Below are 24,705 nucleotides of genomic sequence, written 5' to 3'. Positions count from 1 at the left end.
AATTTTTGCTGTTAGAAAGTTGCGCTGAGCTTGCGGGTGACCTGGGTGAGGGATTGGTCGTCGCCCACGTTGCCGGCGAAGACGATGTACGGGATGCCCTTTGCGGGGCCGTCCACTGGCTCCCACAGCGAGACGATGCCCGGGAGCATGGGTCCGCGGACGATTGCGTGGCGGATCTCCAGGCCATGCGCGGCGACGTCCGAGGATGTGATGCCGCCCTTCGCGATGACGAACCGCGGCGGGAAGGTCTTCAGGGTGCGGTTCACAACAGCCACGACGGCGGCCGACACGGTGCGGGCGATCTTCAGGCTCGCTGCGGCGTCGTCGGTCTTGATGAGCAGGCGGCTGGTGTGGACGATGACGTCGCCGTGGCGGAGGGCGTCGACGACGTCGGACACGACGGTTCCGATGTAGGCGTCGGCTTCTGCTTCACCTGCGGTTTCGGTTCCGGCAATGAGTTTCTCGACGTCGATCTCGATGGTGCGCGCGGAGCTGTGCTCGGCTGTGAGGTCATTGAGCTGGCGGGTGGTGACGCCAACGTGGGAGCCGACCACGATCAAGCCGCCGGCGGCGGAGGGAGTGTTGCCCGCAAAGGCTTCCTCGGAGGTCAATGCCGCGCGGATTTCCTGGCCGATCCGGCCGCGGACAAACGGCGGGCCCACGCGGTAGAGGAGTTTCTTGCCGCGGCGTTCGGCTTCCTCGAGGCCAAGGGCCAGTGCGCGGAAGTCGTTTTCGGTGACGATGTCGGCCACGATCGGGGTGGAGTTGGTGGCGGATTCCAGGGCATCGGCGATCGCCTTTGCGGAGATAGTGGAGTCCTGGGCGGAAGCTCCGGCGCGGATGATGTTCAGGTCCAGGACGATCACGTCGCTGGCGGGGAACCGGCCCTGCGACTTCTCCTCGACATACTTGGCCATCTCGGAGTTGGCGAAGCCGAAGCTCGCGTCCTTGGCGAACTCCGTCTCGGCCACCGGAGTGAGGGAGCCGGCATCTTCTCCGGTGCCACGCATGTAGTGCACGCCGCCGATGGTGACGCGACCGGCGTCGGGGAATGCGGGAACGATCACCACGCCGTCGGTGACTTCGCCGGTTTCAGCAGCCACGGTTGCGGCGATGACGTCCGGTTCCAGCGGGTAGTGGCCGCGGAGGGTGGAGTCGCTGCGGCTGACAAAACCCAGGCGCAGCTGAGGACCAACACCTGTGCCGGCTGCTGCCGCCAGGGCGTTGCGCACGATTTCTTCGTTGCGGGCTGCTGCTTCTGCCGGGTCAAGGCTGCGGGTGTTGGTGAGGACGTAGACCGCGGGCTTGGTCCGGTTTTCCCGGATGTGGGTGAAGGCCCACATGAAATCTGCGACCTCCCAGTGGGTGAGGACAGCGAGGTCGGCAACGGACTGCGTGCCGGTGGGGTCGTCGTCGAGGACGACCAGAACGCGGGGAGATGTTGCCGAGGACGCCGCAACGGCGTCGGCAACCAGCTGAGCAGGAATCTGGACTTCCGCCGGGAAAGCGGCCAGAACGTCGGCTTCAAGGGTCACTATGCACTCCATCGTGGGAAATCTCTGTTGCGGTTTAGTGAATGTAAGATGTCAGACATCTAACATTTGAATGCCAGTGTGACACACGGCTCCTCACGGCGCAAGATGCCCGGTGTCACTAGGCTGGGAGCATGGCTGACAGCGCGGTTCCGCTTTCCTACGTGGACGTACGAACGCCTGCGAAAGCTGCGGAGGACATCCCGGCGGTGCTGATCCACGGCTGGGCGTCCGGTTCGGCCTATTGGGAACCGCTGGCGGAGGAACTCCTCGACGCCGGGCGCGAAGTCTGGATCCTGGACCTCCCCGGCTATCACCCGGGTGAAGTACTGCCGCCGGGTTTCGAATGGACGCTGGAATCAGCGGCGGCTTCGGTAGCGGCCACCCTGAACCGGATGGGCGGAACACCGGTGCATCTGGTCGGGCATTCCCTGGGCGGCAGCATTGCCCTCACGTTGGCAGCGAATTTTCCGCAGCTGGGGGCTACGGTGACGCTGGTAGGCATGGTGCCTGCGCCTCCGAACGAAGGATTCCGGTCCATGCTGCAGTCCCAATGGGACCAAGGTTTCCTGGATGCCGGAACCAGGGCCAGGTGCATGGACGCTTGGTACGGGCCTCTGACCGCTGCGGAATCCGGGTACCTCGGCAAGGGGTTCGACGTTCCATTTTCGGTTCTTGGCCCCAGCGGCAAGGCGGCCATGACCGGCGTCGAATCTTCAGTTCCCGGACGGGTGCGGGCACCCTTGCTGGTGATCGCCGGCACCGGGGACCGCGTGCGGTCCATCGAGCAGATGGCCGCTTTCGTGTCGGCTGGGCCCCGGCGGCAACTGAAGGCCGTTCGCGACGCAGGCCACAGCGTCCACTGGGAACAGCCGCAGGAATGCGTCACGGCGTTGCATGAATTTTGGAGAACGAGCTGGCCACCGCCAGCGTAAGATGTCTGACAACCATCCGTCCCGGGAAGCCGCGGGACGCAGGATGGCCGGAGTACAGGAAATGGGGATACATGGCACGCAAGTCGCTGGTCGGCGTCGTCGCTGACGAGTTGCTGGACCGCATCATCGCGGGTGAATTTCCGCCCGGAACGGTGGTCCCCGGCGAGCTTGAGCTCAGTGCCAAGCACGAGGTAAGCCGCATGACCGTGCGTGAAGCCATGAAGACCCTCGAAGCGCAACGGATCCTCAGCGTGGAACGCGGCCGTGGAACGTTTGTTAATCCCCTGAACCAGTGGGCATCGCTGGAAGCGGTGCTGCGTGCTGCGTCTGAAGGATCCAAGGATGCTGCTGCCGCGATCCAGCTCATTGAGCTCCGCCGGATGCTGGAAACCGGCGCCTGCGAACTGGCCGCCGAGCGCATTTCCGACGACGAGCTCACCGCCCTCAAAGAGCACGTGGAAAAGATGCAGGCCGCCCACGAAGTCAACGACCTCGCAGCTTTTGTGGAGGCAGACCTCGCCTTCCACGACGTCATCCTCCACGCTTCAGGCAATGTGTTCGTGGCCGTCCTGTTTGAGCCGCTGCACCGGGTCCTTGAGGCCCGACGCACGGAAACGTCCGCTTTCCCGGAGATCCAGGAACACGCTATTGGCCATCATCGGAAGATTGCGGCCGCCCTGGAGTCCCGGAATCCGAACGAGTCACGGCTCGCCATGGATGCGCACATGCAGCAGACCCTGGACGACCTAAAGACGTACGTGCTGGAGGCGTAGCTAGCGGCGCAGGCTCTCGGAGGGCAGCTCGCCGAAGGCCTTCAGGTACAAAGCAGAAAACCGCCCTTGATGCGTAAACCCACACAGCTCCGCAACGGCCGTGACGCTTCGCTCCCGCGGGCTCGCCTCCAGGAGCATCTCCCGCGCCCGGTCCAACCGGATACTGCGTAACAACTCCGACGGCGTCGCACCCGTTTCCGCCCGAAGGGCCGTTTGCAGCGTTCGCACCGAAACGCCAAGGCACTCGGCGATGTCCGGCACGGTGAGTTCTTCAAAGGCGTGCTTTTCCAACAATTCGCGGCATTCGCGGACCAGCCGGCTTTCGGACCCGGCGTCCCCGGCCTCTCCGCCTGGTGGCTCCATCGCCATCAGCAACCGCGACACCATGCTGTCCGCCAGCAATCCCTGAACAAACGCGGGGGCGCTGGATGCGGGTTCGCTGATCATGTCGTCATGAAGTTCGACGACGGACCTCAAGAATGCGCGACCGGCGGCACCTGAAAGGTCCATGCCGTAGCCCAGGTCCACCGCACTATCGCCGTACAACTGTTCGGCCACCCGCTCCAACGCAGTACGCCGTACGTAGACGATCAGGTGCGGACTACCGCCGTCCCAACTCATGGAAAATGGCCGGTCAATGGGCGGAACTGTGGCTAAGCGCGGGCTGGAGTCCACAATGTCCGCACCCACCTGCATGGAGGCGTGCCCGGCCAACGGGATTTGCACCAGATGGAAATCCTGCAGGCCCTCAGGCTCAATTCGGACGTCCGCGCCGTAGTCCAAAAACTCGATCCCGACGTCGCCCCGATGCAGGGAACGCAGCTTCATGTCCACTGACGACGTCCGGGTCCGTGGGGCGAGCTCATGACTGCAGAACAGCTCGGCGATCTTGGCGTGTGCCTCGTCCACGTCAGTCGTGGCCGTTGTTGGCTGCCCCCGCAGAACTTCACGGGCAAGAATCCTCACCATCCGCCACCTACTTCACAGGGTATTTCGCAGCTTTTCGCCTTTCGGATGATCCTCGCGCCAAGTGGATATTCCGTTGTGCAGCGGCTGTCTAGAGTCGCTTTTAAGACAAGTATGACGCAGCTCACATCACCATAACAGTGTTGGAAGCGGGGTGAGGACCAGTGAAGAACATCAAGCTCGTACATGACCGCAGAGGCGAATGGGACCGAAGCCACTTCGAACTTTGGGCGGCGGAGCTCCAGGCCGCGGAAACCCAGCTCACCTCCGCGGCTTGGGTTGGTTGGCACGAAGAAGAGGAAGACCCTGCGCAATCCGGATGACCCCTGCGCCAAGTGGATAGTCCGGGTTCCAGCGACTGCCTAGAGTCGCTTCTGGAACAACTATGACGCACGTCATATTTTTACAACATGACAAGTACGGGAAAGGCTTGCACCATGTCAGGACTCGAAGGCAGGACAGCGATTGTCACCGGCGGCGCAACCAAGGTGGGCCAAGGCGTTGTCACGGCGTTGCGGGACGCCGGAGCAACGGTGGTGGTTGCGGACATAGCCCCCGACGGCGCATCACTCACCGCCGGGCTGGGCGAAGGGATCACCTACTCCCACACTGACATCACTGATGACGACGCCGTGAACCAGCTCGTCAGCGGGACCGTAGCCCGGCACGGCAGCTTGGACATCCTGGTAAACCTCGCCTGTACCTACAAGGACGACGGCGGAGCTTCCGGCCGAGCCGACTGGCTCGACGCACTGAACGTCAACCTCGTCAGCGCCGTAGTCGCGAGCAACGCAGCCCGCCCCTACCTCAAGGCTTCGGGGCACGGCGCGATCATCAATTTCACGTCGATCTCAAGCTCCGTGGCGCAAACCGGCCGCTGGTTGTACCCGGCCAGCAAGGCTGCCTTGGTCCAGGTCACCCGCAGCATGGCCGTGGATTTCGCGGCAGATGGCATCCGGGTCAACTCGGTCAGCCCAGGCTGGGTGTGGAGCAACATCATGGACTCCCTCAGCAACGGGGATATCGAGAAGACCGACTCAGTGGCGGCTCCGTTCCACGCGCTCAAGCGGGTCGGTCGCCCACACGAGGTGGGGGACGTCGTCGCGTTCCTCGCCAGCGACCACGCCAGCTTCGTGACCGGTGCCGATTGGGCCGTCGACGGCGGCTACTCCGCCTTGGGCCCGGAGCGAGCCGAAGAAACCATTCCGCTGCTCGCCGCAAACTGACAACCCTCAGCAGACCCACACTCCAAACAGACCAAGAGAAAAGGGCAACACCATGACGCAACGCCACATCACCATCGTCGGCGCCGGCCAGTCCGGTCTGCAGCTCGGCATCGGCCTGCTCGACGCCGGGTACCAGGTCACCACCATCTCCAACCGCACACCTGAAGAGATTGCCGAAGGCAAAGTAGCCTCCAGTCAGTGCATCTTCCATAACGCCCTGGAACACGAGCGGGCGCTTGGGCTGGATTTCTGGCCGGACGCTCCCACCGTTGACGGTGTCTCCTTCACCATCCCCCACCCCGAATTGCAGGGCGAAAAGGCCATCAGCTGGGCATCCCGTTTGGACCACCACGCCAAGTCGATCGACCAGCGGGTGAAGTTCCCCAAGTTCATGGAGGAGTTCACCGCGCGGGGCGGCGAGCTGATCTTCGAAGACGCAGGTGTCGAAGAGCTGGAAAAGTACACGCAGAAGTCGGACCTGGTCATCGTGGCAGCCGGTAAGGGCGAGATCGCGCAACTCTTCACCCGCGACGCCGAACGCAGCACCTACGACGCCCCACAACGCGCCCTGGCTTTGACCTACGTGAAGGGCCTCAAGCCTCGCGAAGACTACTCGGCGGTCTCCTTCAACCTCATCCCTGGCGTTGGCGAATACTTCGTTTTCCCAGCGCTCACCACCACCGGCCCGTGCGAAATCATGGTCTTCGAGGGAGTTCCGGGCGGACCCATGGACTCGTGGAAGGGTCTCACTCCCGAGGAGCACCTGGAGAATTCCAAGAACATCCTGAAGACCTTCCTGCCATGGGAAGCCGAGCGCGCCACGGACGTGGAACTGACCGATGCCAACGGCGTCCTCCAAGGCAGGTTCGCGCCGACCGTCCGGCACCCGATTGCCACGCTGCCGAGCGGCCGGCAGGTGCTGGGCCTGGCCGACGTCGTGGTCTTGAACGATCCCATCACCGGACAGGGGTCCAACAACGCAAGCAAATGCGCGGCGTCGTATCTGGACAGCATCATTCAACACGGCGGCGCGGCTTTCGATGGAAACTTCATGCAGGCCACGTTCGAGCGCTATTGGGATTACGCGCAGCACGTTGCACACTGGACAAATGCCCTCCTGGCCCCGCCGCCACCCCACGTCCTTGAACTGCTGGGCGCCGCGAACAATGAGCCGGACATCGCGCACCGCTTCGCCAACGGCTTCAACCACCCTCCGGAATTCCAGGAATGGTTCATGTACCCGGACAAAGCCGCCGACTATCTGGCGAGCCTTTCTGCCGCCAAGGTTTCGTAGCACGACCCTGCTAATAAGGACTCAACCATGCGAAAGATAGCAATCATCGGGGCCGGCGAATCCGGCGCCCAGTTGGCTTTGGGCCTGCAAAGGGATGGCTACGCGGTAACGCTCCTGTCCGACCGCTCTGCGGCCCAGGTCCGCACCGGCAAGGTCATGTCCAGCCAGTGCATGTTCTCCACGGCCCTCGACGCCGAGGCCCAGATGGGGACGGCGCTCACCGAATACTATGACTCGGGTTCCGTCCCAAGCATCACTTCCATCCGGCTGCGGGTGGATGCGGTTACAGAGGCGATCGAATGGGAAGCCCCCTTGGACGGGCCCGCCCGTTCCATCGACCAACGGATCAAAAGCGCCCTGTGGATCGAAACGTTCGTGGCCGCCGGTGGTGACTTCCGCATTGAGAAGGTCACCCCCCGCATGCTCGAAGAACTCGCTCGCGACTATGAACTGGTCATCGTCAGCACGGGCAAGGGCGAAATCGGGCAAATCTTCCCGCGGGACAAGGCAAAATCTCCCTTCGATCGGCCGCAGCGGGTTTTGGCGCTCAACTACGTGAAGCCCGACGGCGGCGCTGCCGCCGGCTCGGACGGCGCGGACAGTAACGCCATCCGCATGTCCATGGCGCCCGGCGTCGGCGAATTCTTTACGTTCCCGGGCCTGACCGTCTCCGGCCCCTGCCGCATGATGGTGTTCGAAGGCGTAGTGGGCGGCCCCATGGACCGTTGGACCGACGTCGGAAGCCCCGAAGAGCAGCTCAAGCGTTCACTGGAGATCCTGCGCGAGCATTTCCCGCACGAGGCAGCGAACTTTGCCGACGCAGAACTGACAGATGACGGTGCCACGCTCCTGGGGCGCATCACACCGACGGTGAGGTCCGCCGTCGGGGAGCTCGGCAACGGGAAACTGGTGTTCGGACTCGGAGATGCCGTGGTGCTCAACGATCCCCTCACCGGGCAGGGCTCCAACAACGCAACTCTGGCCGCCAAGTACTACCTTGATTCGATCGTTCGTCGGGGTCAGCAGCCCTTTGACCGCCAATGGATGGAGCGGACGTTCGATGAGTTTTGGCGTGGATGGGGCCAGTGGGCAGTTGAGTGGACCAACGATCTCCTCAAGCCGCGCAGGGACCACCAGAAGACGTTGCTGCGCGAAGCCGGCGACCATCCGGCTCTGGCGGCGAGCATTGTGGCTGGCTTCGACGATCCGCGGACGTCGTACCCGTGGTGGTTCGACCCCACCGCCGCGGCCGATTTCATGCAGGCCCGGAAAGAAGAAGACACATCGGTTTTCGACGTCCGGGATTTCCGGAGTGCGTTGGGACAATTTGCCACCGGCGTCACTGTGGTCACCACCGTCTCGGCAGACGGCCGCAAGGTGGGCATGACCGCGAATTCCTTCACGTCAGTTTCCATGGACCCGCCGCTGGTGCTGTGGTGCCCCAGCAAACGCGCACCCAGCCTGGGCGATTTTGAGGACGCCACGCACTTTGCCATCAACATCCTTGCGAGCGACCAACACGTTCTGTCCCGCCAGTTCGCCACTCCTGCGACGGATAAGTTCGCCGGCGCGGAAACCACCGAAGGCATCGCCGGTGTCCCGCTCCTGGATGGGGCGGTGGCCACCTTCCAGTGCCGTACGGTCTCACGGCATGACGCCGGCGACCATGTCATCTATGTGGGGGAAGTGGAGAAATACCACCACGACGGCGGCGCTCCCCTGGTGTTCCACGCCGGCAAATACCACGCCACGGCCAGCCACCCGGATTTCTGATCTCCACTGAAAGGAACGGTTCCGCATGAACGATTCTGTTGACGTTGCGATCATCGGCTCAGGGATTAATTCCCTGGTTGCCGCGGCGGAGCTCGCCCTGGATGGGAAGCGCGTGTGCCTCATTGAGCGCTCGGATCGGCTGGGCGGTTTCATCCACTCTTCGGAGCGGACCCTGCCGGGCTTCATCCACGACACTTTCTCGTCCTGGCATCCGTTGTTCGTCTCCGGCGGCGCCTACGCAGCGCTTGCCAAGGAGCTGCACGCCAGGGGCCTGGAGTACTGCAACACCTCCGGTCCGGTCACAGCGAGCGTTGCCGCGGATCCTGCCACCGGGGTGCACCGCGCCGTCATCGCGCACCGTGATCCGGCCGCGACAGTCTTTGAGGAACCTGGCGACCATGCTGCATACCTGGCCATGTTGGCTGATCTTGGCCGCAATGCCGGGACTGTTTTCGGGGCATTCGGCGCGGAGCTTCGTTCCTTCAAGGAGGTCGCGAAAATTGCGTTCGGAGCGGTGCGGCGTGGGCGCTTCTCCGGGACGGAGGCTTTTGTCCGGGACTCCGTGATGAGCGGCCGAAACTACGTCCGCAGCCGGTTTGATGGCTGGGAAACCGACCAACTGTGGTCGCCGTGGCTCCTGCACGCAGGTCTCGGACCGGACCAGGCAACAGGCGGGGTGATGCTGCCCGTGATGGCCATGAGTATGCACAGCTTCGGCCTCCCGGTGGTGAAGGGTGGTGCCTCACGGTTCGTGGCTGCGTTCGAGTCTTTGCTGCGCGACAACGGGGTTCGGATCATGCTGGGCGCTGAAGCCGAGGAGATCCTGGTGCACTCCTCCGGCGCCGTAACCGGCGTCCGCACCTCACAGGGGGTGGTTACGGCTGACACAGTGTTGGCGAACGTCTCTCCGCAAGCCCTCTACACATCGTTGCTCCGCCAGCCTCCTGCCCCGGCTGCCCGGGCCGCTGAAAGGTACCAGAACGGCCGCGGCGCCATGCAGATCCACCTCGCCCTGGATAAGCCCGTGGAATGGCTCGATCCCAGGCTCACCGCAGTTCCGCTGGTGCACCTCAGCAACGGTTCGGACGGCACCGGGATTGCCTGCGCCCAGGCCGAAGCGGGCCTCCTGCCCAGCGACCCCACGGTTGTGGTGGGCCAACAGTGCGTTCTGGATCCGTCCCGGGCGCCGGCGGGCAAGGCCACCCTATGGTTGCAACTGCAGGAAGTTCCCTTCACTCCGGTGGGCGACGCCGCCGGTGAACTCTCTGTTGACGGAGGCTGGACCGAGGAGTTGAAACAGGGCTACCTGGATCGCATCCTGGGACGGCTTGAGCAGTTCGCGCCGGGAACCCGCGCCACAGTTCTGGCGTCGGACATCCTTGCGCCCACGGACCTGGCCGCTGCTAATCCCAATGCCGTCAACGGCGACCCCTATGGAGGCTCCGCTGAGCTGTTCCAGAACCTGCTCTGGCGGCCCTTCCCGGAGGCGGCAGGACACCAAACCGCCGTCGAAGGTCTCTGGCATATCGGCGCGTCAACCCACCCCGGCCCCGGGCTATCCGGCGACTCGGGACACCTGGTGGCCCAGAAGCTGACCGCGAAACCTTCACGATTTTCCCGTATTCAAGCAGCACTGAAACCAAGCAAGCGATAGGAGAACAATGTCTGTTCTGGCCGGGCTCACTGCAGCCCTTTCGAGTGGGTCGGTGGAAATCATCGACCTCACCACGCCCCTGAGTTCTGAAACGCCAATCCTGAACCTCCCGCAGCCGTTCGCGAACACGGTGGGGTTGACGGTCTCGCCGGTCAGCAACTTCGACGACGCCGGACCGGCCTGGGCGTGGAACGACGTAACCGTGGGCGAACACGCCGGGACACACCTGGACGCTCCCGTGCACTGGATCACGGGCAAAGACGGAAAGTCCGTGGACCAGATTGAGCCGCATCGACTGGTGGGTCCGATTGTCGTGATCGACAAGACCGCAGAAGTTGCCGCGGACCCGGATTTCCTGCTCGAACCGGAGCACTTCGAACAATGGCAGGACGAGCACGGCGCTTTCCCGGAGAACTGCTGGCTCATCTTCCGGACCGGGTGGGCCGCCCGCGGCACTGACGCTGCGGCTTTCGTCAACGCCGACGACGCCGGACCCCACACACCGGGGGTCTCCGCGGCAGGTGCCAAGTGGCTGGCCGGCAACGCTTCGATCAGCGGTTTCGGCGTTGAAACCGTGGGCATCGATGCCGGCCAGGCTGGTGCCCTGGATCCGATGTTCCCCGTCCACTCCTTCCTCCTCGGGGCGGACAAGTACGGCGTGACCTCACTGCGGAACGTGGACCGGCTCCCCGTCACGGGCGCCACGCTGGTGGTTGCTCCCCTGCCGATCGTGGGCGGCACGGGCAGCCCGAGCCGCGTGTATGCGCTGGTGGAAAAGAACCCGCTGGAAAAGTCCGCGGCGGAAACAGCATGAGTGAACAGATGAGGGTTTCCACCCTGGTGGGCAGGACGCTGGCGAAGCTCGGCGTCGGGCATGTTTTCGGGGTGGTGGGCAGCGGCAATTTCGACGTCACCGGCACCCTCATGGCCGAGGGCGTCCCTTTCACCGCCACGCGGCACGAGGGCGGCGCGGCGACCATGGCCGACGCCTACTCCCGGATGTCAGGAAAGGTTGGCGTGGTCACCACGCACCAAGGCTGCGGGCTGAGCAACGCCATCACGGGAATCGGGGAGGCAGCGAAGAGCCGCACGCCCATGATCGTCCTGACCGCCGACACCCAAGCTGCCGCGATCAGGTCCAATTTCAAGATCGACCAGGACGCCCTGGCACGCAGTGTTGGGGCGGTCGCTGAACGCATCCACTCCCCTGCAACAGCTGTCGCGGACACCGTCAGGGCTTTCCGGACCGCCGTGAATGAGCGCCGCACAGTGGTCCTGAGCTTGCCGTTGGACGTCCAAAGCGGAACCGCCGCGGACGAGGTGGGTGCCGTCGTCGTGCCTCAACCCCTGAAAGTGCGCCCGGACGCTGCCGCCGTGGAACAACTGGTCGCTTTGATCGCCGCCGCGGAACGTCCGGTGTTCGTCGCCGGACGCGGCGGCAGGGGTGCCCGGGACGAAATCCTGGACCTGGCCCGGTACGCCGGAGCATTGGTGGCGACCTCAGCGGTGGCAAAAGGGCTGTTCAACGGCGACTCCCACAACCTCGGTATCTCCGGAGGTTTCTCCTCCCCGCTGACCGCCGGGTTGATCAGCGATGCGGACCTCATTGTGGGCTGGGGATGTGCGTTGAACATGTGGACCATGCGGCATGGGCGACTGATATCCGCCGACGCGAACGTGGTGCAGATCGACGTCGAAGATTCCGCACTCGGCGCGAACCGGCCCATCGCCCTGGGCGTGTTGGGCGACTCCGGGCTCACCGCCGCCGACGCTCTGACGGGGCTGCGCTCCGTGCAGACCGAGCCTGCCGAAAAGTACCGCACCGAAGCCAACGCCCTGGCGATCAAACAGGGCTCGCGGTGGCGGGACGTGGAAACGGAAGACTTGTCCACCGCGACGGCCATCGATCCACGCGTCCTCAGCCGCGAACTCGACACCATGCTCCCCGCGGAGCGGATCGTGGCCGTGGATTCGGGCAACTTCATGGGCTATCCCAGCCAGTACCTCGCCGTGCCGGACGAATTTGGGTTCTGCTTCACCCAAGCGTTCCAAGCGATCGGGCTGGGCCTGTACACGGCCGTTGGCGCCGCGCTTGCCCAGCCGCACCGGCTGCCGGTCCTCGGTGCCGGCGACGGCGGATTCCTGATGGGCATCAGCGAGTTGGAGACGGCAGCGAGGCTGAAACTGCCGCTGGTGTGCATCGTCTACAACGACGCCGCCTACGGAGCCGAAGTGCACCACTTCGCCTCCGAGCACTCGGAAGCCGAGCTCTCCAGCGTGGTCTTCCCCGACACCGATATCGCCGCCATAGCCCGCGGATTCGGAGCCGAAGGGGTGACAGTCCGGACCGTCGCCGACCTCGAAGCAGTGCGCCCATGGATCACCGCCTACCAAGCCGGGACGCAGGACCGGCCACTGGTGATCGACGCCAAGATCGCGTCCGACGGCGGCTCGTGGTGGCTGGCTGAGGCGTTCCAGGGCCACTAGGCACGGGGCCCCAACCAGGTCGCAGCACCTGCTCTGATGAGCGCTCATTGCGACAGGTGCTGCGACCTACTTGGGTGGTGCGGTGCTCGCGCGCACCACTAACTCCGTGGCGACTTCGAGCGCCGCCGAGGAGCCACTCCCCTGCTCGATCTGTTCCGTGAGCATGCCCACCGCCATCGACGCGAGCTGGGCCAAGGGCTGCCTCACAGTGGTGAGCGGCGGTGATGTGAGGGCAGCTTGGGCGATGTCGTCGAACCCCACAATGCTGAGATCGCCGGGGATATTCAACGATCGCTGAGCTGCCGCGTTCATGACACCCAAAGCCTGGAGGTCGCTTCCAGTGAAGATTGCCGTGGGCCGCTCCGGCAAGTCCAGGAGCTCTCCGCCGAGCCGAAGCCCGGACTCGATGCTGAAGTCGCCATCGCGAACGAACTCGGGAAGTACCGGGAGCCCGACCTCGTGCAGGGCAGCGGCGTAAGCAGCGTAGCGGGCACGCCCGTGACCCGGACTGTGGACGCGGCCGGTAATGATGCCAATGCGCTCATGTCCCAGTTCCAGAAGATGAGACACCGCCCGCAAGGCTCCGGAGAACGACGCCGGGCTGACGCTGGGAATCTGCAAGCCCTCGGACCCTTCGGGGTCGATGGCGACGGCCGGGATGTTGAGTGACCGCGCCTGGTCCACCAAGGCTGATCCCTGGCGCGGGGCCAGCAGCATCACGCCATCGAGGCGATTGCTGGAGGGCTCACGCAGCTTCTGCCAACTCTCTGCAGTGGCGTTCCCGGCCCGGGTGTAGGCCACGGTGTAGCCGAGCCGCGCAGCAGCAGCTTCCACTCCCTCCATGGTTTCCAGGACCCAGGGGGAATCGAAGTTGTTCACCACCAATTGCAGCAGTCCGGGCTCAGTGGCAGTGTTCCGTTTGGTGTAGTCGAGCTCCTCCAAAGCCTGCTGGACCCGGGCCCGCGTGGCTTCGGAAACGTGCGAGCGCCCGTTCAGGACTTTGGACACGGTAGGCACGGAAACGCCCGCAGCCGCGGCCACGTCTGCGATCTTGGGGCGCGGGGTGGCGGTCAACGGGGCGGTCCTTGAACTCATGGGGAAACGGGAACGGCAATGCGCGGAGCCGTTGACCGGCGGACCGGCGCAGTTTCGACCCGCACGGGTCCAACGATAACACTGCCGCTTTCCCGCGAACCCAAGGGTGAAGCCGTGAAAATCCCCAGCTCAGCCCCGATCCAGCGTCCCTCCACCACGGCGAAATCCCACAGCGGAATCTGCCAAGGATCCGTGGGGCCCACGCGCCAGGCGAAAGTTGCCCGCGGGGTCTCATCCGTCCTGATTTGGAGTTCGATCCGTGGACCCGGAAGTTCCACCGCACGCCCCACGGGAAGCTCCTGCGGACCTTCGCTGCCAGTGCCGCCGCCCAGGACGTACCCGTCGCCCGTCCGCACTATGCCCAACCACGCGTACCGCTGGCCAAGAATCACGACGCCGGCCCTGGTGCCTGCCGGGACATCGTCCAGTTCCAGCGTGGTGGTGAAGGTGGACGGCATACCAAGGAGGATCTGGCCCAGGACGTTGGGGAGTTCGCGCAGGTTGATGGGATCGTTGGCTTGCGGACGCAGGACCAGATGCCCTCCTCCGCAGGTGGACAGCCACTCCTTGCGGGGATTGGCCTGCCAGTGCCACTGCGGGCCGAGGCCGGGCGACGTGAAATTGTCGCTGGTGGGAGGAGCCACGTTTTCCGGTGAAGTACCCGCCGGGTAGGGGTGGACCAGAACCGGGGTTCCCGGTCCGTCGTCGTCCGCTTTTGCGCCCATCCACGGCCAGCCATCCGCGTCCCAACCCATGGGTTGGAGGTGGACCACACGGCCGTAGGCTCCGCGGTCCTGGAAGTGCAGGAACCAGTCCTGCCCCTCGGGAGTGGTGACCCAGGCGCCCTGGTGTGGGCCGTTCACCGGCGAATCACCCTGCTCCAGCACCCGGCGTTCCTCGTAGGGCCCAAAAGGAGACCGTGAACGGAAGACCGATTGCCACCCGGTGGAAACCCCGCCCGCAGGTGCGAAGATCCAGTACCAGTCGTCGCGCTTGTAAAACTTCGGACCCTCCAGCGTTGTAAACCCGGGCAGGTCTTCGCCGTTGATGACGTGGGTTCCGTGGTCCAGCAAGCGTGTGGCATCGGGACTCATCCGGTGGACCGTCAGCCGGTTCTTCACCCCGATGCGGCTCTTCGCCCAGCCGTGTACCAAGTAAGCCTGCCCGTCCTCGTCCCACAACGGGCACGGATCAATGAGGCCCCGGCCGGCGTAGAGAAGGTGCGGCGTAGTCCATGGGCCTTCAGCATTCTCCGCACTCAGGACAAAGATGCCGTGGTCCGGGTCCGGGTAGAAGATCCAGAACTTTCCGTCGTGATGGCGCAGCGCTGGAGCCCACACGCCCCCTCCGTGCCGCACCAGGGAGTAGTGGTTCGTTTGAGGCAGTTCCGGGAGCGCATGCCCGGCATGCTCCCAGTCCACCAGGTTGTTGGAGCGAAGCACCGGCAGCCCGGGAACCCGGTTGAAGCTGGAAGCGATGAGGTAGTAGGTGCCCTCAACCTGGACTGCATCCGGGTCCGGCCAGTCGCCGTTGAGGATGGGGTTGCCGTACTCGGGCACGCGGTGTCGATTTCCCATGGCTGTCATGGTGTCCTGTCGGGTGAGTTGCGGAAGGTGAAGTGCTGGTGAAGTAGTTCTTCGGCGTGCCGGCTGTTGGCCACTTTGCCGTCGTGGATCACCGCGTGGAGGTTGAGCGTGAGGGGTTTGTCCCGGTCCGCAGTGGCTGGTTTGTCCCACGCGACTGCCGGCCCGGCTCCGACGTAACCCTCGGTTCTGACGAACCATGGCCGGAGCTGCCCGGGGTCCTGCGCGAGTATCACGCTGGCGTCTTTGCCGTGATGCCGGATGCCCACCAGGAGCCACGGAGACAGGGAACCATGCGCTGCCTCGGCGCCCGCTCCTGCGGAACAAAACACCTGAGGGGGGCCGTCCCCTGACGGGAAGCGCCAGAAGATTCCGCCGTAGCCGGCTCCTGTACGTCCTTTAACGGCCGACGACGACACAGACAATTGCTCCACGGCACCGGCGGGGCGGATCACCGAGGCAAACGAAAGGCTCCACGTGTTCGGGGCCGGATGCTCTTGATAGGAATAGCTCCGGCGCTCGCTGGCCACCTGCTGGTCACTGTGGTTGATCCAGGCGATGCTCCCTTCCGCGTGCCCGTCCTGATGCTTCCATCCCGAGGGGACCTGGCGTCCGTGGTTGGGGAGGACCGCCGGGCCGTTCTCTGTGTAGGTTGACCCACCCCAAAAGTTGGTTCCGTTCACGTCGGAGAAGGCCAGCGACAAGCCGAAGTGGTGCGGGTGGTCCTCGGGGGCGGCCTCGGTGAGGACCACCCCGGCCACCGTGCGGACGGGGTGGAGGTAGGGCCTGGGAGCCATACGGGTTGCCAGGTCATCGCCCGGATTCTCCTGCACCACGTTGGCTCCCTTGACGTGGAAGCTTCGCATCTGGACCTCCTTCGGGGCGGATTGGCGGGTGTGGGATCAGCATAAACATGACAGAAAGACTTCGGCAACACTTCAAGAAAGTTTCTTCCATCTATTTTCCGAGTACGCGCTGATATGTGTTGACAGTCACAGTGATTACTTGCTAGAAATCGTTTACTCACTACTTTCGGACCCCTTTCATGATCACCAAGGCCATGATTCCGATCATTTCTCCGATCCTGAAAATCAGAAACTTTCTGTCACTGAACGCAGAAACCCAGCATCCGAGCCCTTCGCCGGGCACCCAGAAAGGCGTCATTCAATGAAGAAGACAGCAAGCACTCCCATCCCGCGCAGGACGGTCCTGGGGGCGGCGGTGGTGGCAGCCGGACTCGCGCTCAGCGCCTGCGGGGGAGGTGGTGCCGCCCAGTCGGGCAGCGGCGGAAACGTTGAGTTGAACTTCGTGTTCTGGGGCGACGCCAACCGGGCCAAGATGACCGAAGCGGCACTGCGGATCTTTGAGAAGAAGAACCCGGGCATCACTGTCAAGACCGAATACCAGGACAGCGGGCCCTACGCAGACAAGCTCGCCACGCGCTTCGCCGGCGGCAATCCGCCGGACGTCCTGGCCATGGCCAACCGCAGTCTCCTGGAGTACGCCCAGCGCGGCACGTTGGCCGACCTCAAATCATTCCCCGAGCTGAACCTGGACAAGGTTCCTGAAACCACCCTCAGCCGAGGCGAGGTGGACGGCAAGCTCTACGGGCTCGCCACCGGTGTCACCACCATCGGCATGGTGGTCAACAAAACCATCACGGACCAGGCAGGCGTCACCATCCCGGACGACAAGACCTGGAGCTGGGAGGACTACGCCAGGTTCGCCACCGAAGTCACGCAGAAAACCGGCGGAAAAGTCTACGGAGCCGGTTACGACGTCGCCACCGAAACCGGCCCCATCATCCTCGCCCGTCAGCGCGGCGAGGACTTCTACACCAAGGACAACAAGCTGGGTGTCAGCGAGAAGACCATTGAGGACTGGTTCCAGTACAGCGTGGACCTCCGCAAAGCCGGCGGCTACCCACCGGCCGGGTTCTTCGAGCAAATCGGCGGTTCCCCAGCACAGTCCTACCTGGCCAAGGGCACCGTGGCTTCCCAGATCATCCCCATCAACAACTTCCGTGGATACAACGAGGCCGTTGAAGGCGAAGTGGTCCTGCTGCGCATTCCGGGCGAAACCACCGGCGAGCGCCGTGGCTACTCCGCGGACCCCACCATGTTGTGGTCCATCGCTGCCAAGTCCAAGCACCCCAAGGAAGCTGCGAAGTTGGTGGACTTCCTGACGAACGATACCGAGGGCGCTGCCGAGGTCCTCACCCAGCGTGGTGTTCCGATCAACCCGGAGGTGGCTGATGCCATCACCCCGAAGTTGAGTGCGGATGACAAAACGTTCGTGGACATGATGGCCGCCATCCAGGAGGACGAACTTCCCGCCGCGTACGTGTATCCGAAGGGCGCGAGTGTTGTTGCCGACACCCTCAAGCAGTTGACCACCGAGGTGGAGTTCGGCCGTGTCAGTCCCGCCGATGCCGCAAAGACCTTCATGGAGAAGAGCAATGCAGCCATCAACAAGTAACTCCGGAGCTACTCCCGAGAGGAAGCTGGCGCCATGTCAGTCTTGACCAAACAACCGCCCGGCGCCTCCGCTCCGGCTCCGACAACGGACGGCAAGCCCCGCATCCGTCCCTCCCGACGGAAGAAGCAGCGATCCGGGTATCTATTCCTGCTCCCCTGGTTCCTGGGGATGCTGTTCACCGTCATTCCGTTTTTTGCCTCGCTGTACCTCGCGTTTACGGATTACAACCTCTTCACCGAACCCAACTTTGTGGGTCTGGCAAACTTCCAGGCAATGTTCGAGGACCCTCGGCTTCTCCAGTCGCTGAAGGTCACGTTTATCTACACCTTCGTCTCGGTGCCTATATCCCTCGCTGTTGCCTTGCTTGTTGCCTTGGTGCTGAACCGGGGGCTTCAGGGTCTTTCGATCTATCGCTCCGTGTATTACCTGCCCTCGCTGCTGGGCGGGAGCGTGGCCATCGTCATGCTGTGGCGCTACATCTTCGGCAACGACGGCATCGTCAACGGATTCCTGGGATTGTTCGGAATCCAGGGTCCGGCCTGGGTCACCGATCCCCAGTTCTCACTGAGCACGCTTATTGTGCTGAACGTTTGGACCTTCGGTTCCCCCATGGTGATCTTCCTTGCCGGCCTGCGACAGGTCCCTGGGATGTACTACGAAGCCGCCTCGATTGACGGCGCATCCAAGTGGCGGCAATTCCGCAGCATCACCCTGCCACTGATCAGCCCCATCATCTTCTTCAACCTCATCATGCAGCTCATTGGTTCATTCCAGACCTTCACCCAGGGCTACGTCATGAGTGGAGGTACCGGCGGACCAGCGGATTCCACGCTGTTCTACAACCTTTACCTGTACCAGAAGGGCTTCACCGAGTTCGAGATGGGGTACGCCTCGGCCATGGCCTGGCTGCTGTTGATGATCATCGCGATTTTCACCGCCATCAATTTCATCGCATCCAAGTTCTGGGTCTTCTACGACAATTAAGGCAACCCCATGGCACTCCTTGATCTACCCCTCAAGCGCAAGCTGGCCAAGCAGGAACAGCCCGAAGACGCCCTGACGGGCTCGCCGGCATCCCGTTTCTCGCGGCACCTGATCCTCTGCCTGGTGGGGCTGGTAATGCTCTATCCCCTGCTGTGGCTGATCTCCAGTTCCCTGAAGCCCAGCAACGATATCTTCCGTCAATTGGGGCTGTGGCCGGAGAACTGGGACTTCTCCAACTACGCCCAAGGCTGGACCGCCCTGGACCAGCCTTTCCACGTCTACCTGATCAACTCGATGGTGGTGGTGATCTTCTCCATCATCGGCAACATCTTCTCCTGCGCCCTGGCGGCGTACGCGTTCGCGCGGATGGAATTCACCGGCCGGAAGCTGTTCTTCGCACTCATGCTTGGCACACTCATGCTGCCGGGCCACGTGCTCCTGGTTCCGCAATACATCATCTTCTCGCAGCTCGGCTGGTTGGACACCTACCTGCCACTGATCGTCCCCAACTTCATGGCCACCAACGCATTCTTCATCTTCCTCATGGTGCAATTCATGAAGTCGCTGCCCCAAGAGCTCGATGATGCGGCCCAAATCGATGGCTGCGGCCCGTTCAGGACCTTCATTCGCGTCATCCTCCCGCTTTGCGTCCCTGCGATGGCCACCACCGCTATCTTCACGTTCATCTCTACGTGGAACGAGTTCTTCGGCCCTCTGCTGTACATCCAGAACCAAGACCTTTACACCGTCCCCCTGGCCCTCCGCGCGTTCATGGATTCTGAAGGGCAGAGCATGTGGGGTCCCATGTTCGCCATGTCGGCGGTGTCCATCGCACCCATCATCGGCTTCTTCATTGCCGGGCAGAAGTACCTGATCAACGGCATTGCCACCACGGGCCTCAAATAGCCCCTCACCACCCGAAAAGATCACCATCCGGACAAGACCACCACTCAGACAAGACAAAGGAGTTTTGCATGCGCTTGCGACGCTTACTGGGCGCGGCCACCGCCGTCGTCATTCTTGGAAGCCTTACCGCTGTGCCCGCACAAGCGGAGCCTCAACACAGCGGCACCGAATCTCCGGCCACAGCGGCCGCCCTGTGGAAGCAGCGCCCGGACGGGTTCGCATCCCTGCCCGGCAACGGACTCGAAGGGACCACCGGCGGCCAAGCCGGGAGGCACGTCAGCGCTGCTTCGCTGGAAGAGCTGAAAACATTCGCCGCAGCGGAGGAGCCCCTGGTCATCTTCCTCAAAGGCAGCATCAACGCCCAGGAGTACGTCAAGATCCCCGTCACCTCCAACAAGAGTTTCATCGGCACCGGTGCAGGGGTGGAACTGGTCAATGCCGGGTTCAAGCTGATCAACGTGTCCAACGTGATCTTCCGGAACTTCACCGTCCGTGATTCATACATACCCGGAGACTGGGACGGGAAGCGCCCGGACAACGACCGCGACGGCATCCAACTGGATACGTCTCACCACATCTGGGTGGACCACATGAAGTTTGAGCGCATGGGTGACGGCATGATCGATACCCGCAAGGACTCGGACTACCTCACGTACTCGTGGAATGTCTTCGCGGACAACAACAAGGCCTTGGGCGTCGGATGGACCAGCAACGCTGTCACCAAAATGACCATCCATCACAACTGGATCCGTAACACTGTCCAGCGGAACTTCAGCTTGGACAACACCGCGGCCGCGCACGTCTACAACAACTATCTGCAGGACATCGGCCAGTACGGAATGATGGGCCGCAATGCCGCCAAAGTGGTCCTGGAGGGCAACTACTTCACCACGGTTGCGGATCCAGTGGTGGCCAAGGATCCAGCGACGGAAATCGTCAACCGGGGCAATATCTTCGATGCCACGCGTGGTCGCAAGGACAACGTCGGCAGTGCCTTCGATCCGACGCAGTTCTACGCCTACGCCAAGGACGACGCCGCCAAGGTTCCTGGACTGGTCACGTCAGGTGCCGGACCGCGCGAAAATCAGCGGCCGAACACGACGACGGACGTCACCGTCGCGCTGGACGGCACCGGTGATTTCGCCAGCCTGCAAGCGGCCATCGGCTCAATTCCGGTGGGCAACACCCAACCGCGTACGATCACCATCAAGCCGGGCTTCTACAGGGAAATGGTGAACGTCTGGGCTGACCGGCCCAACGTGACGCTGCAGGGAGCAACAGGTGACCCGGCCGACGTCGTGATTTCCTACGACCTGCCGGCCAACGGCGCCAAGTTCTTCGGGGGCACGTGGGGCGCTGCCGGCAGTGCCACGCTCAACGTTCTGGCCGAGCAAACCACCATCCGCAACCTCACAGTGGAGAACGCCTACGACGAGGCCGCCAACGGCGGGAGCCAAGCCCTCGCAGTCCGGACCGTGGCCGACCGCGTAATTTTCGACAACACCAGGTTCCTGGGAAACCAGGACACCTACCTCGCGGACACCACCGGTCGGGACGCGACCGCCCGCACCTATCTGAAAAACTGCTACATCGAAGGTGACGTGGACTTCCTCTACGGCCGGGGCACCGCGGTCTTCGACGGCTGCACCATCCACTCCCTGGACCGTGGCAGCGACACAAACAACGGGTACATCGTGGCCCCCAGCACCAAGAACTCCAACCCGTACGGCTTCCTGATCGTGGACAGCACCCTCACGTCCGATGCCGCCCCCGGAACAGTCAGTCTGGGACGCCCGTGGTTTGCCAGCAGTGACCCCGATGCCCACCCCATGGCCGTCATCCGGGACTCGAACCTGGGATCTCATATCGCCGAGCAGGGCTGGTCCGACATGAGCGGACATGCTTGGACCGAGGGACGCTTCGCTGAGTACAACAACACGGGACCCGGCGCGTACATCAACGAGTTCCATCCCCAGCTTTCGCCCCAGGAGGCCCTGAAGTTCACCAAGGAGACGTTCCTTGGCGACTGGACTCCGGCTGCAGGTGCTTGAGATGGCGAATCCACACGACATAACCATCCGACGCCGGACCCTCCTTTCCGCTGGACTCGCTGCCGGCACCTTGGCGTCGACCGGTCTCTTCAACGAGGCAGCGCCGGCGGTGGCAGCGCCGGCGGTGGCAGCGGAAGGTGCGCCTCCCGGCGTCGGCCCCAACGGGTTCGTTGAAGCGGAGTTGCCGACAAAACGTGGGCCAGGGGGTTTCTGGACTGTGGCGCCGGAGGGGTTCGCCGGCGTCGCATCCCACGGCCGCGGTGGCACCACCGGCGGGGCCGGCGGCAGGCTGGTCCATGCCGACACGCCTGATCAGCTCCGCGTCTTCGCGAAAAGCGCCGAACCCCTGGTGGTGATCCTGCGCGGCGAACTGGTCTTCGGGCAGTACGAAAAACTCACGGTGACCTCCAACAAATCCTTCCTTGGAGCAGGCGAAGGAGCCGCGGTGGTCAATGCCGGTTTCAAGCTCGTCAACGTGGCCAACGTCGTGTTCCGCAACTTCACTGTCCGGGACTCCTACATTCCCGGCGACTTTGTGGGGAAACGGCCTGACAACGACAGGGATGGGATCCAGATGGACACCAGCACGCATGTCTGGGTGGACCATATGCATTTCACACGGCTGGGCGACGGCTTGGTGGATATCCGCAAGGACTGCGACAACGTCACACTGTCCTGGAACGTGTTCTCGGACCACAACAAGGCCCTCGGGGAAGGTTGGACCCAAAATGTGGTCACTCGGGTGACCCTGCACCACAACTGGATCCGGAACACCCACCAGCGCAACGCCAGCTTGGACAACACCGCAGCATCGCATGTCTACAACAACTACCTGGAGAACATCTCCAGCTACGGGATGCTGGGGCGGAACGCCGCCTTGCTTCTTGTGGAGGGGAACTACTTCCGGGATGTCCGGAACCCGCTTCACCACCAAGGGCCGGGCGGTGGGTTGGCAGCCCGCAATAATGTCTTTGACGAGTGCACCGGGAACACCGGCGAGGAACGGGGCGGGACCTTCGATCCCCCGTATTCCTACAGCCTGACGCCCGCCAAGGCGGTCCCAGCGTTGGTGCGCGCGTTTGGCGGGCCCTTGGGCGGGACTGAGCCTGCGCTCCGAAAGGTCATCACGGTGGCGCTCGACGGGACAGGCGACTTCGCCAGCATCCGGGCCGCGATCGGGGCTATTCCGCCGAAGAACCCCGCTGCTGTCACCGTGCTGGTGAAGCCCGGCATCTATCACGAACCTTCGGTCCTGTGGGGCGATCGGCGCAACATCACCCTGGCCGGAGCAACAGGAAATGCCTCGGACGTGGTCCTGACCAACAGCGAAGGGGTGACCCTGCTGGTGGCGGCGGACGGTTCGACCCTGCGGGACCTGACCATCACGTCCGATACACCACAGCCTGGCCATGTCCTGCAGCTCACCGGAAGGGGCGTGACCTACTCCAACGTCACAGTGCTCAACGGCACGTCCGGCTGACCCAGCTGAGTCGCAGCAGAGCGCGTTTTGAGTTCTGGAAACGCGCTCTGCTGCTACTTACTTGGGTGGGTTACGCGTCCACGTCCGTGTTCACGATGTAAACGTCGCACGGAGCACCGTGTGCCACGCTGTTCGCGATGCTGCCCAGGACACGGCCCAGGCCCTTCATGCGCTTGTTGCCGACCACGATCAGCGAAGCGTTGTTGGTCTCGGCGTAGTTGATGAGGGCGTTGGCCGGAGTGCCTCGGGCTGCGTAGTACTTGACGCTGTTGTTGGGGATGTCCAGCTCTTCGGAGACCTTGCGGGCCACGTATTCCGCGGAGTCGGCCGAGGAGACGGTGATGCGGTCGCTGCCGCTGCCGAATTCTTCGATGCGGTCATCGGAGAAGCCGCTGATCACGTGCAGCTCGGCACCAAGAGCGGTGGCGAGCTTCGCTGCTGCCACGGCTGCGCGCTTGGCCGTTTCGCTGTTGTCAACGCCGACGACAATAACTTCTGACATGAGTACTCCTGGTTGTGGGGATTCGCTGGGTGCTGCTGCAAGAAAATCTACACTCCATCCTGATCCGCCGGGATGACCGTGTTGGTTCGCGAGTGTTTACATCGTGCCGGGACCGGGTAGGGGTAAGTCATCGGAAGGATCACAGGACCGAAAGGCAGGACCATGAGCGACACATCATTTTCTCCGCAGACCGCCATCGTCACTGGATCGGATTCAGGTATCGGACGGGCCACGGCGGTCGCGCTGGCCAAGGCCGGCATGGACGTTGGCATCACGTGGCACAGGGACCAACAGGGTGCGGAGACCACGGCTGAAGAGGTCCGCGGATTGGGCCGCAAAGCCGTTGTGCAGCAGCTGGACACCACTGATGTCCCAGGGACGGCTGCGGCCATCGACAAACTCGCCGACGAACTCGGTGGCGTGGACGTCTTCGTCAACAACTCCGGAACCGGTGACGGCACCAAGTTCCTTGACCTCGACTACCAAACCTGGATGTCCACCTTGGACACCAACCTCAACGGGGCCTTCGTGGCCATGCAAACAGCGGCGAAGCGCATGGTGAAGGCCAGCCGCGGCGGGCGCATCATCGCCGTCACCAGCGTGCACGAGTTTCAACCTCGAGTGGGGGCGTCAGCCTATGACGCTTCCAAGCACGGCTTGGGCGGCCTCATCAAGACCATGGCCTTGGAACTCGCCGGGTACGGCATCACCGCAAACAACGTGGCACCGGGCGAGATAGCAACTCCCATGACGGGTCAGGAAGACGAGGATCCCACGCAGAAGGAAAGACCCGGAGTTCCGCTGGGACGCCCCGGTGATGCTCGCGAAATCGCCGCCGTCATCGCCTTCCTCGCATCCCCGGCGTCGAGCTACGTCAATGGAGCGTCCTGGCCCGTGGACGGCGGAATGCTGCAGATGGGACCGCAGGCCGGTTCGCACATCACCAGCAATGATTGGCGCGAAAGCTAGGCCATCGCGGGCTCTGG

At 63.3% G+C, this 24,705-nt stretch carries 21 protein-coding genes; 15 read left to right on the top strand and 6 right to left on the bottom strand.

Annotated features, from left to right (window positions below):
• Window positions 1–11 precede the first annotated feature (11 nt).
• On the bottom strand, window positions 12–1,535 hold the full coding sequence (locus N7568_RS18355) for a four-carbon acid sugar kinase family protein (protein WP_261611214.1): 1,524 nt from the start codon (window positions 1,533–1,535) through the stop codon (window positions 12–14).
• Window positions 1,536–1,666: 131 nt separating this feature from the next.
• Between N7568_RS18355 and N7568_RS18350 the strand changes: the two genes are divergently transcribed.
• Window positions 1,667–2,467 carry an alpha/beta fold hydrolase gene (locus tag N7568_RS18350; protein ID WP_261611213.1) on the top strand — a complete coding sequence of 267 codons (801 nt, stop codon included), beginning with the start codon at window positions 1,667–1,669 and terminating at the stop codon, window positions 2,465–2,467.
• A 71-nt stretch (window positions 2,468–2,538) separates the two neighbouring features.
• The gene (locus N7568_RS18345; protein ID WP_261611212.1) at window positions 2,539–3,240 is read left to right on the top strand and encodes a FadR/GntR family transcriptional regulator; all 702 of its coding nucleotides are present in this window, start codon (window positions 2,539–2,541) and stop codon (window positions 3,238–3,240) included.
• Here the strand turns inward: N7568_RS18345 and N7568_RS18340 are convergent, their stop codons facing one another.
• Window positions 3,241–4,209: an AraC family transcriptional regulator gene (locus N7568_RS18340; protein WP_261611211.1), complete on the bottom strand. Its 969-nt coding sequence runs from the start codon at window positions 4,207–4,209 to the stop codon at window positions 3,241–3,243. It abuts the gene before it with no gap.
• A 161-nt stretch (window positions 4,210–4,370) separates the two neighbouring features.
• On the opposite strand from N7568_RS18340, the gene N7568_RS18335 reads away from it, so the two are divergent.
• The 7 genes from N7568_RS18335 (at window position 4,371) to N7568_RS18305 (ending at window position 12,640) form a co-directional block, all read left to right on the top strand.
• The gene (locus N7568_RS18335) at window positions 4,371–4,529 is read left to right on the top strand and encodes a hypothetical protein (protein WP_261611210.1); all 159 of its coding nucleotides are present in this window, start codon (window positions 4,371–4,373) and stop codon (window positions 4,527–4,529) included.
• Window positions 4,530–4,643: 114 nt separating this feature from the next.
• Complete coding sequence (locus N7568_RS18330; protein ID WP_261611209.1) at window positions 4,644–5,432, top strand: SDR family oxidoreductase; 789 nt, start codon at window positions 4,644–4,646, stop codon at window positions 5,430–5,432.
• Window positions 5,433–5,484: 52 nt separating this feature from the next.
• Window positions 5,485–6,726 carry a styrene monooxygenase/indole monooxygenase family protein gene (locus tag N7568_RS18325; protein ID WP_261611208.1) on the top strand — a complete coding sequence of 414 codons (1,242 nt, stop codon included), beginning with the start codon at window positions 5,485–5,487 and terminating at the stop codon, window positions 6,724–6,726.
• 27 nt (window positions 6,727–6,753) lie between these two features.
• Window positions 6,754–8,499, top strand: a complete 1,746-nt coding sequence (locus tag N7568_RS18320) for a flavin reductase (RefSeq protein ID WP_261611207.1) — start codon at window positions 6,754–6,756, stop codon at window positions 8,497–8,499.
• A 25-nt stretch (window positions 8,500–8,524) separates the two neighbouring features.
• Window positions 8,525–10,153: a phytoene desaturase family protein gene (locus N7568_RS18315; RefSeq protein ID WP_261611206.1), complete on the top strand. Its 1,629-nt coding sequence runs from the start codon at window positions 8,525–8,527 to the stop codon at window positions 10,151–10,153.
• Between the two features lie 7 nt (window positions 10,154–10,160).
• Window positions 10,161–10,967 carry a cyclase family protein gene (locus tag N7568_RS18310; protein WP_261611205.1) on the top strand — a complete coding sequence of 269 codons (807 nt, stop codon included), beginning with the start codon at window positions 10,161–10,163 and terminating at the stop codon, window positions 10,965–10,967.
• Window positions 10,964–12,640 carry a thiamine pyrophosphate-binding protein gene (locus N7568_RS18305; protein WP_261611204.1) on the top strand — a complete coding sequence of 559 codons (1,677 nt, stop codon included), beginning with the start codon at window positions 10,964–10,966 and terminating at the stop codon, window positions 12,638–12,640. The genes N7568_RS18310 and N7568_RS18305 overlap by 4 nt, the downstream gene beginning before the upstream one ends.
• Before the next feature lie 66 nt (window positions 12,641–12,706).
• Here the strand turns inward: N7568_RS18305 and N7568_RS18300 are convergent, their stop codons facing one another.
• Genes N7568_RS18300 through N7568_RS18290 form a run of 3 tightly spaced genes read right to left on the bottom strand, consistent with a single transcriptional unit; the run spans window position 12,707 to window position 16,184 of the window.
• Window positions 12,707–13,735, bottom strand: a complete 1,029-nt coding sequence (locus tag N7568_RS18300; RefSeq protein WP_261611203.1) for a LacI family DNA-binding transcriptional regulator — start codon at window positions 13,733–13,735, stop codon at window positions 12,707–12,709.
• Window positions 13,732–15,312 (bottom strand): glycoside hydrolase family 43 protein, encoded by a 1,581-nt coding sequence (locus N7568_RS18295; protein ID WP_261611202.1) that lies wholly within the window; start codon window positions 15,310–15,312, stop codon window positions 13,732–13,734. Before N7568_RS18295 ends, N7568_RS18300 begins: the two co-directional genes overlap by 4 nt.
• Before the next feature lie 5 nt (window positions 15,313–15,317).
• A complete protein-coding gene (locus N7568_RS18290; RefSeq protein ID WP_261611201.1) occupies window positions 15,318–16,184 on the bottom strand; it encodes a PmoA family protein in 867 nt (288 codons plus the stop codon).
• Between the two features lie 301 nt (window positions 16,185–16,485).
• On the opposite strand from N7568_RS18290, the gene N7568_RS18285 reads away from it, so the two are divergent.
• The 5 genes from N7568_RS18285 to N7568_RS18265 all read left to right on the top strand — a co-directional run bounded on the left by N7568_RS18285 (window position 16,486) and on the right by N7568_RS18265 (window position 23,217).
• Complete coding sequence (locus N7568_RS18285; RefSeq protein WP_261611200.1) at window positions 16,486–17,796, top strand: ABC transporter substrate-binding protein; 1,311 nt, start codon at window positions 16,486–16,488, stop codon at window positions 17,794–17,796.
• Between the two features lie 33 nt (window positions 17,797–17,829).
• On the top strand, window positions 17,830–18,780 hold the full coding sequence (locus tag N7568_RS18280) for a carbohydrate ABC transporter permease (RefSeq protein ID WP_261611199.1): 951 nt from the start codon (window positions 17,830–17,832) through the stop codon (window positions 18,778–18,780).
• A 9-nt stretch (window positions 18,781–18,789) separates the two neighbouring features.
• Window positions 18,790–19,686, top strand: a complete 897-nt coding sequence (locus tag N7568_RS18275) for a carbohydrate ABC transporter permease (protein ID WP_261611198.1) — start codon at window positions 18,790–18,792, stop codon at window positions 19,684–19,686.
• A gap of 68 nt (window positions 19,687–19,754) precedes the next feature.
• Window positions 19,755–21,737 carry a pectinesterase family protein gene (locus N7568_RS18270; protein ID WP_261611197.1) on the top strand — a complete coding sequence of 661 codons (1,983 nt, stop codon included), beginning with the start codon at window positions 19,755–19,757 and terminating at the stop codon, window positions 21,735–21,737.
• A complete protein-coding gene (locus tag N7568_RS18265; protein WP_261611196.1) occupies window positions 21,706–23,217 on the top strand; it encodes a pectate lyase family protein in 1,512 nt (503 codons plus the stop codon). Before N7568_RS18270 ends, N7568_RS18265 begins: the two co-directional genes overlap by 32 nt.
• Before the next feature lie 70 nt (window positions 23,218–23,287).
• On the opposite strand, the gene N7568_RS18260 is transcribed toward N7568_RS18265, so the two are convergent.
• Complete coding sequence (locus N7568_RS18260; RefSeq protein WP_261611195.1) at window positions 23,288–23,719, bottom strand: universal stress protein; 432 nt, start codon at window positions 23,717–23,719, stop codon at window positions 23,288–23,290.
• 162 nt (window positions 23,720–23,881) lie between these two features.
• On the opposite strand from N7568_RS18260, the gene N7568_RS18255 reads away from it, so the two are divergent.
• Window positions 23,882–24,688 carry an SDR family oxidoreductase gene (locus tag N7568_RS18255; protein WP_261611194.1) on the top strand — a complete coding sequence of 269 codons (807 nt, stop codon included), beginning with the start codon at window positions 23,882–23,884 and terminating at the stop codon, window positions 24,686–24,688.
• The last annotated feature ends 17 nt before the right edge of the window (window positions 24,689–24,705 follow it).

It is taken from the genome of Paenarthrobacter aurescens (assembly GCF_025421775.1).
Taxonomy (GTDB): domain Bacteria; phylum Actinomycetota; class Actinomycetes; order Actinomycetales; family Micrococcaceae; genus Arthrobacter; species Arthrobacter aurescens_B.
The sequence above is the reverse complement of the archived record's forward strand: the minus strand, read 5'-3'. Positions and strand labels throughout refer to the sequence as shown.

Coding starts and splice junctions, on each gene's coding strand:
- N7568_RS18350 (WP_261611213.1), top strand. CDS start 1,667: ATGGCTGACAGCGCGGTTCCGCTTTCCTACGTGGACGTACGAACGCCT.
- N7568_RS18345 (WP_261611212.1), top strand. CDS start 2,539: ATGGCACGCAAGTCGCTGGTCGGCGTCGTCGCTGACGAGTTGCTGGAC.
- N7568_RS18340 (WP_261611211.1), bottom strand. CDS start 4,209: ATGGTGAGGATTCTTGCCCGTGAAGTTCTGCGGGGGCAGCCAACAACG.
- N7568_RS18330 (WP_261611209.1), top strand. CDS start 4,644: ATGTCAGGACTCGAAGGCAGGACAGCGATTGTCACCGGCGGCGCAACC.
- N7568_RS18325 (WP_261611208.1), top strand. CDS start 5,485: ATGACGCAACGCCACATCACCATCGTCGGCGCCGGCCAGTCCGGTCTG.
- N7568_RS18320 (WP_261611207.1), top strand. CDS start 6,754: ATGCGAAAGATAGCAATCATCGGGGCCGGCGAATCCGGCGCCCAGTTG.
- N7568_RS18315 (WP_261611206.1), top strand. CDS start 8,525: ATGAACGATTCTGTTGACGTTGCGATCATCGGCTCAGGGATTAATTCC.
- N7568_RS18310 (WP_261611205.1), top strand. CDS start 10,161: ATGTCTGTTCTGGCCGGGCTCACTGCAGCCCTTTCGAGTGGGTCGGTG.
- N7568_RS18305 (WP_261611204.1), top strand. CDS start 10,964: ATGAGTGAACAGATGAGGGTTTCCACCCTGGTGGGCAGGACGCTGGCG.
- N7568_RS18300 (WP_261611203.1), bottom strand. CDS start 13,735: ATGAGTTCAAGGACCGCCCCGTTGACCGCCACCCCGCGCCCCAAGATC.
- N7568_RS18295 (WP_261611202.1), bottom strand. CDS start 15,312: ATGGGAAATCGACACCGCGTGCCCGAGTACGGCAACCCCATCCTCAAC.
- N7568_RS18290 (WP_261611201.1), bottom strand. CDS start 16,184: ATGCGAAGCTTCCACGTCAAGGGAGCCAACGTGGTGCAGGAGAATCCG.
- N7568_RS18285 (WP_261611200.1), top strand. CDS start 16,486: ATGAAGAAGACAGCAAGCACTCCCATCCCGCGCAGGACGGTCCTGGGG.
- N7568_RS18280 (WP_261611199.1), top strand. CDS start 17,830: ATGTCAGTCTTGACCAAACAACCGCCCGGCGCCTCCGCTCCGGCTCCG.
- N7568_RS18275 (WP_261611198.1), top strand. CDS start 18,790: ATGGCACTCCTTGATCTACCCCTCAAGCGCAAGCTGGCCAAGCAGGAA.
- N7568_RS18270 (WP_261611197.1), top strand. CDS start 19,755: ATGCGCTTGCGACGCTTACTGGGCGCGGCCACCGCCGTCGTCATTCTT.
- N7568_RS18260 (WP_261611195.1), bottom strand. CDS start 23,719: ATGTCAGAAGTTATTGTCGTCGGCGTTGACAACAGCGAAACGGCCAAG.
- N7568_RS18255 (WP_261611194.1), top strand. CDS start 23,882: ATGAGCGACACATCATTTTCTCCGCAGACCGCCATCGTCACTGGATCG.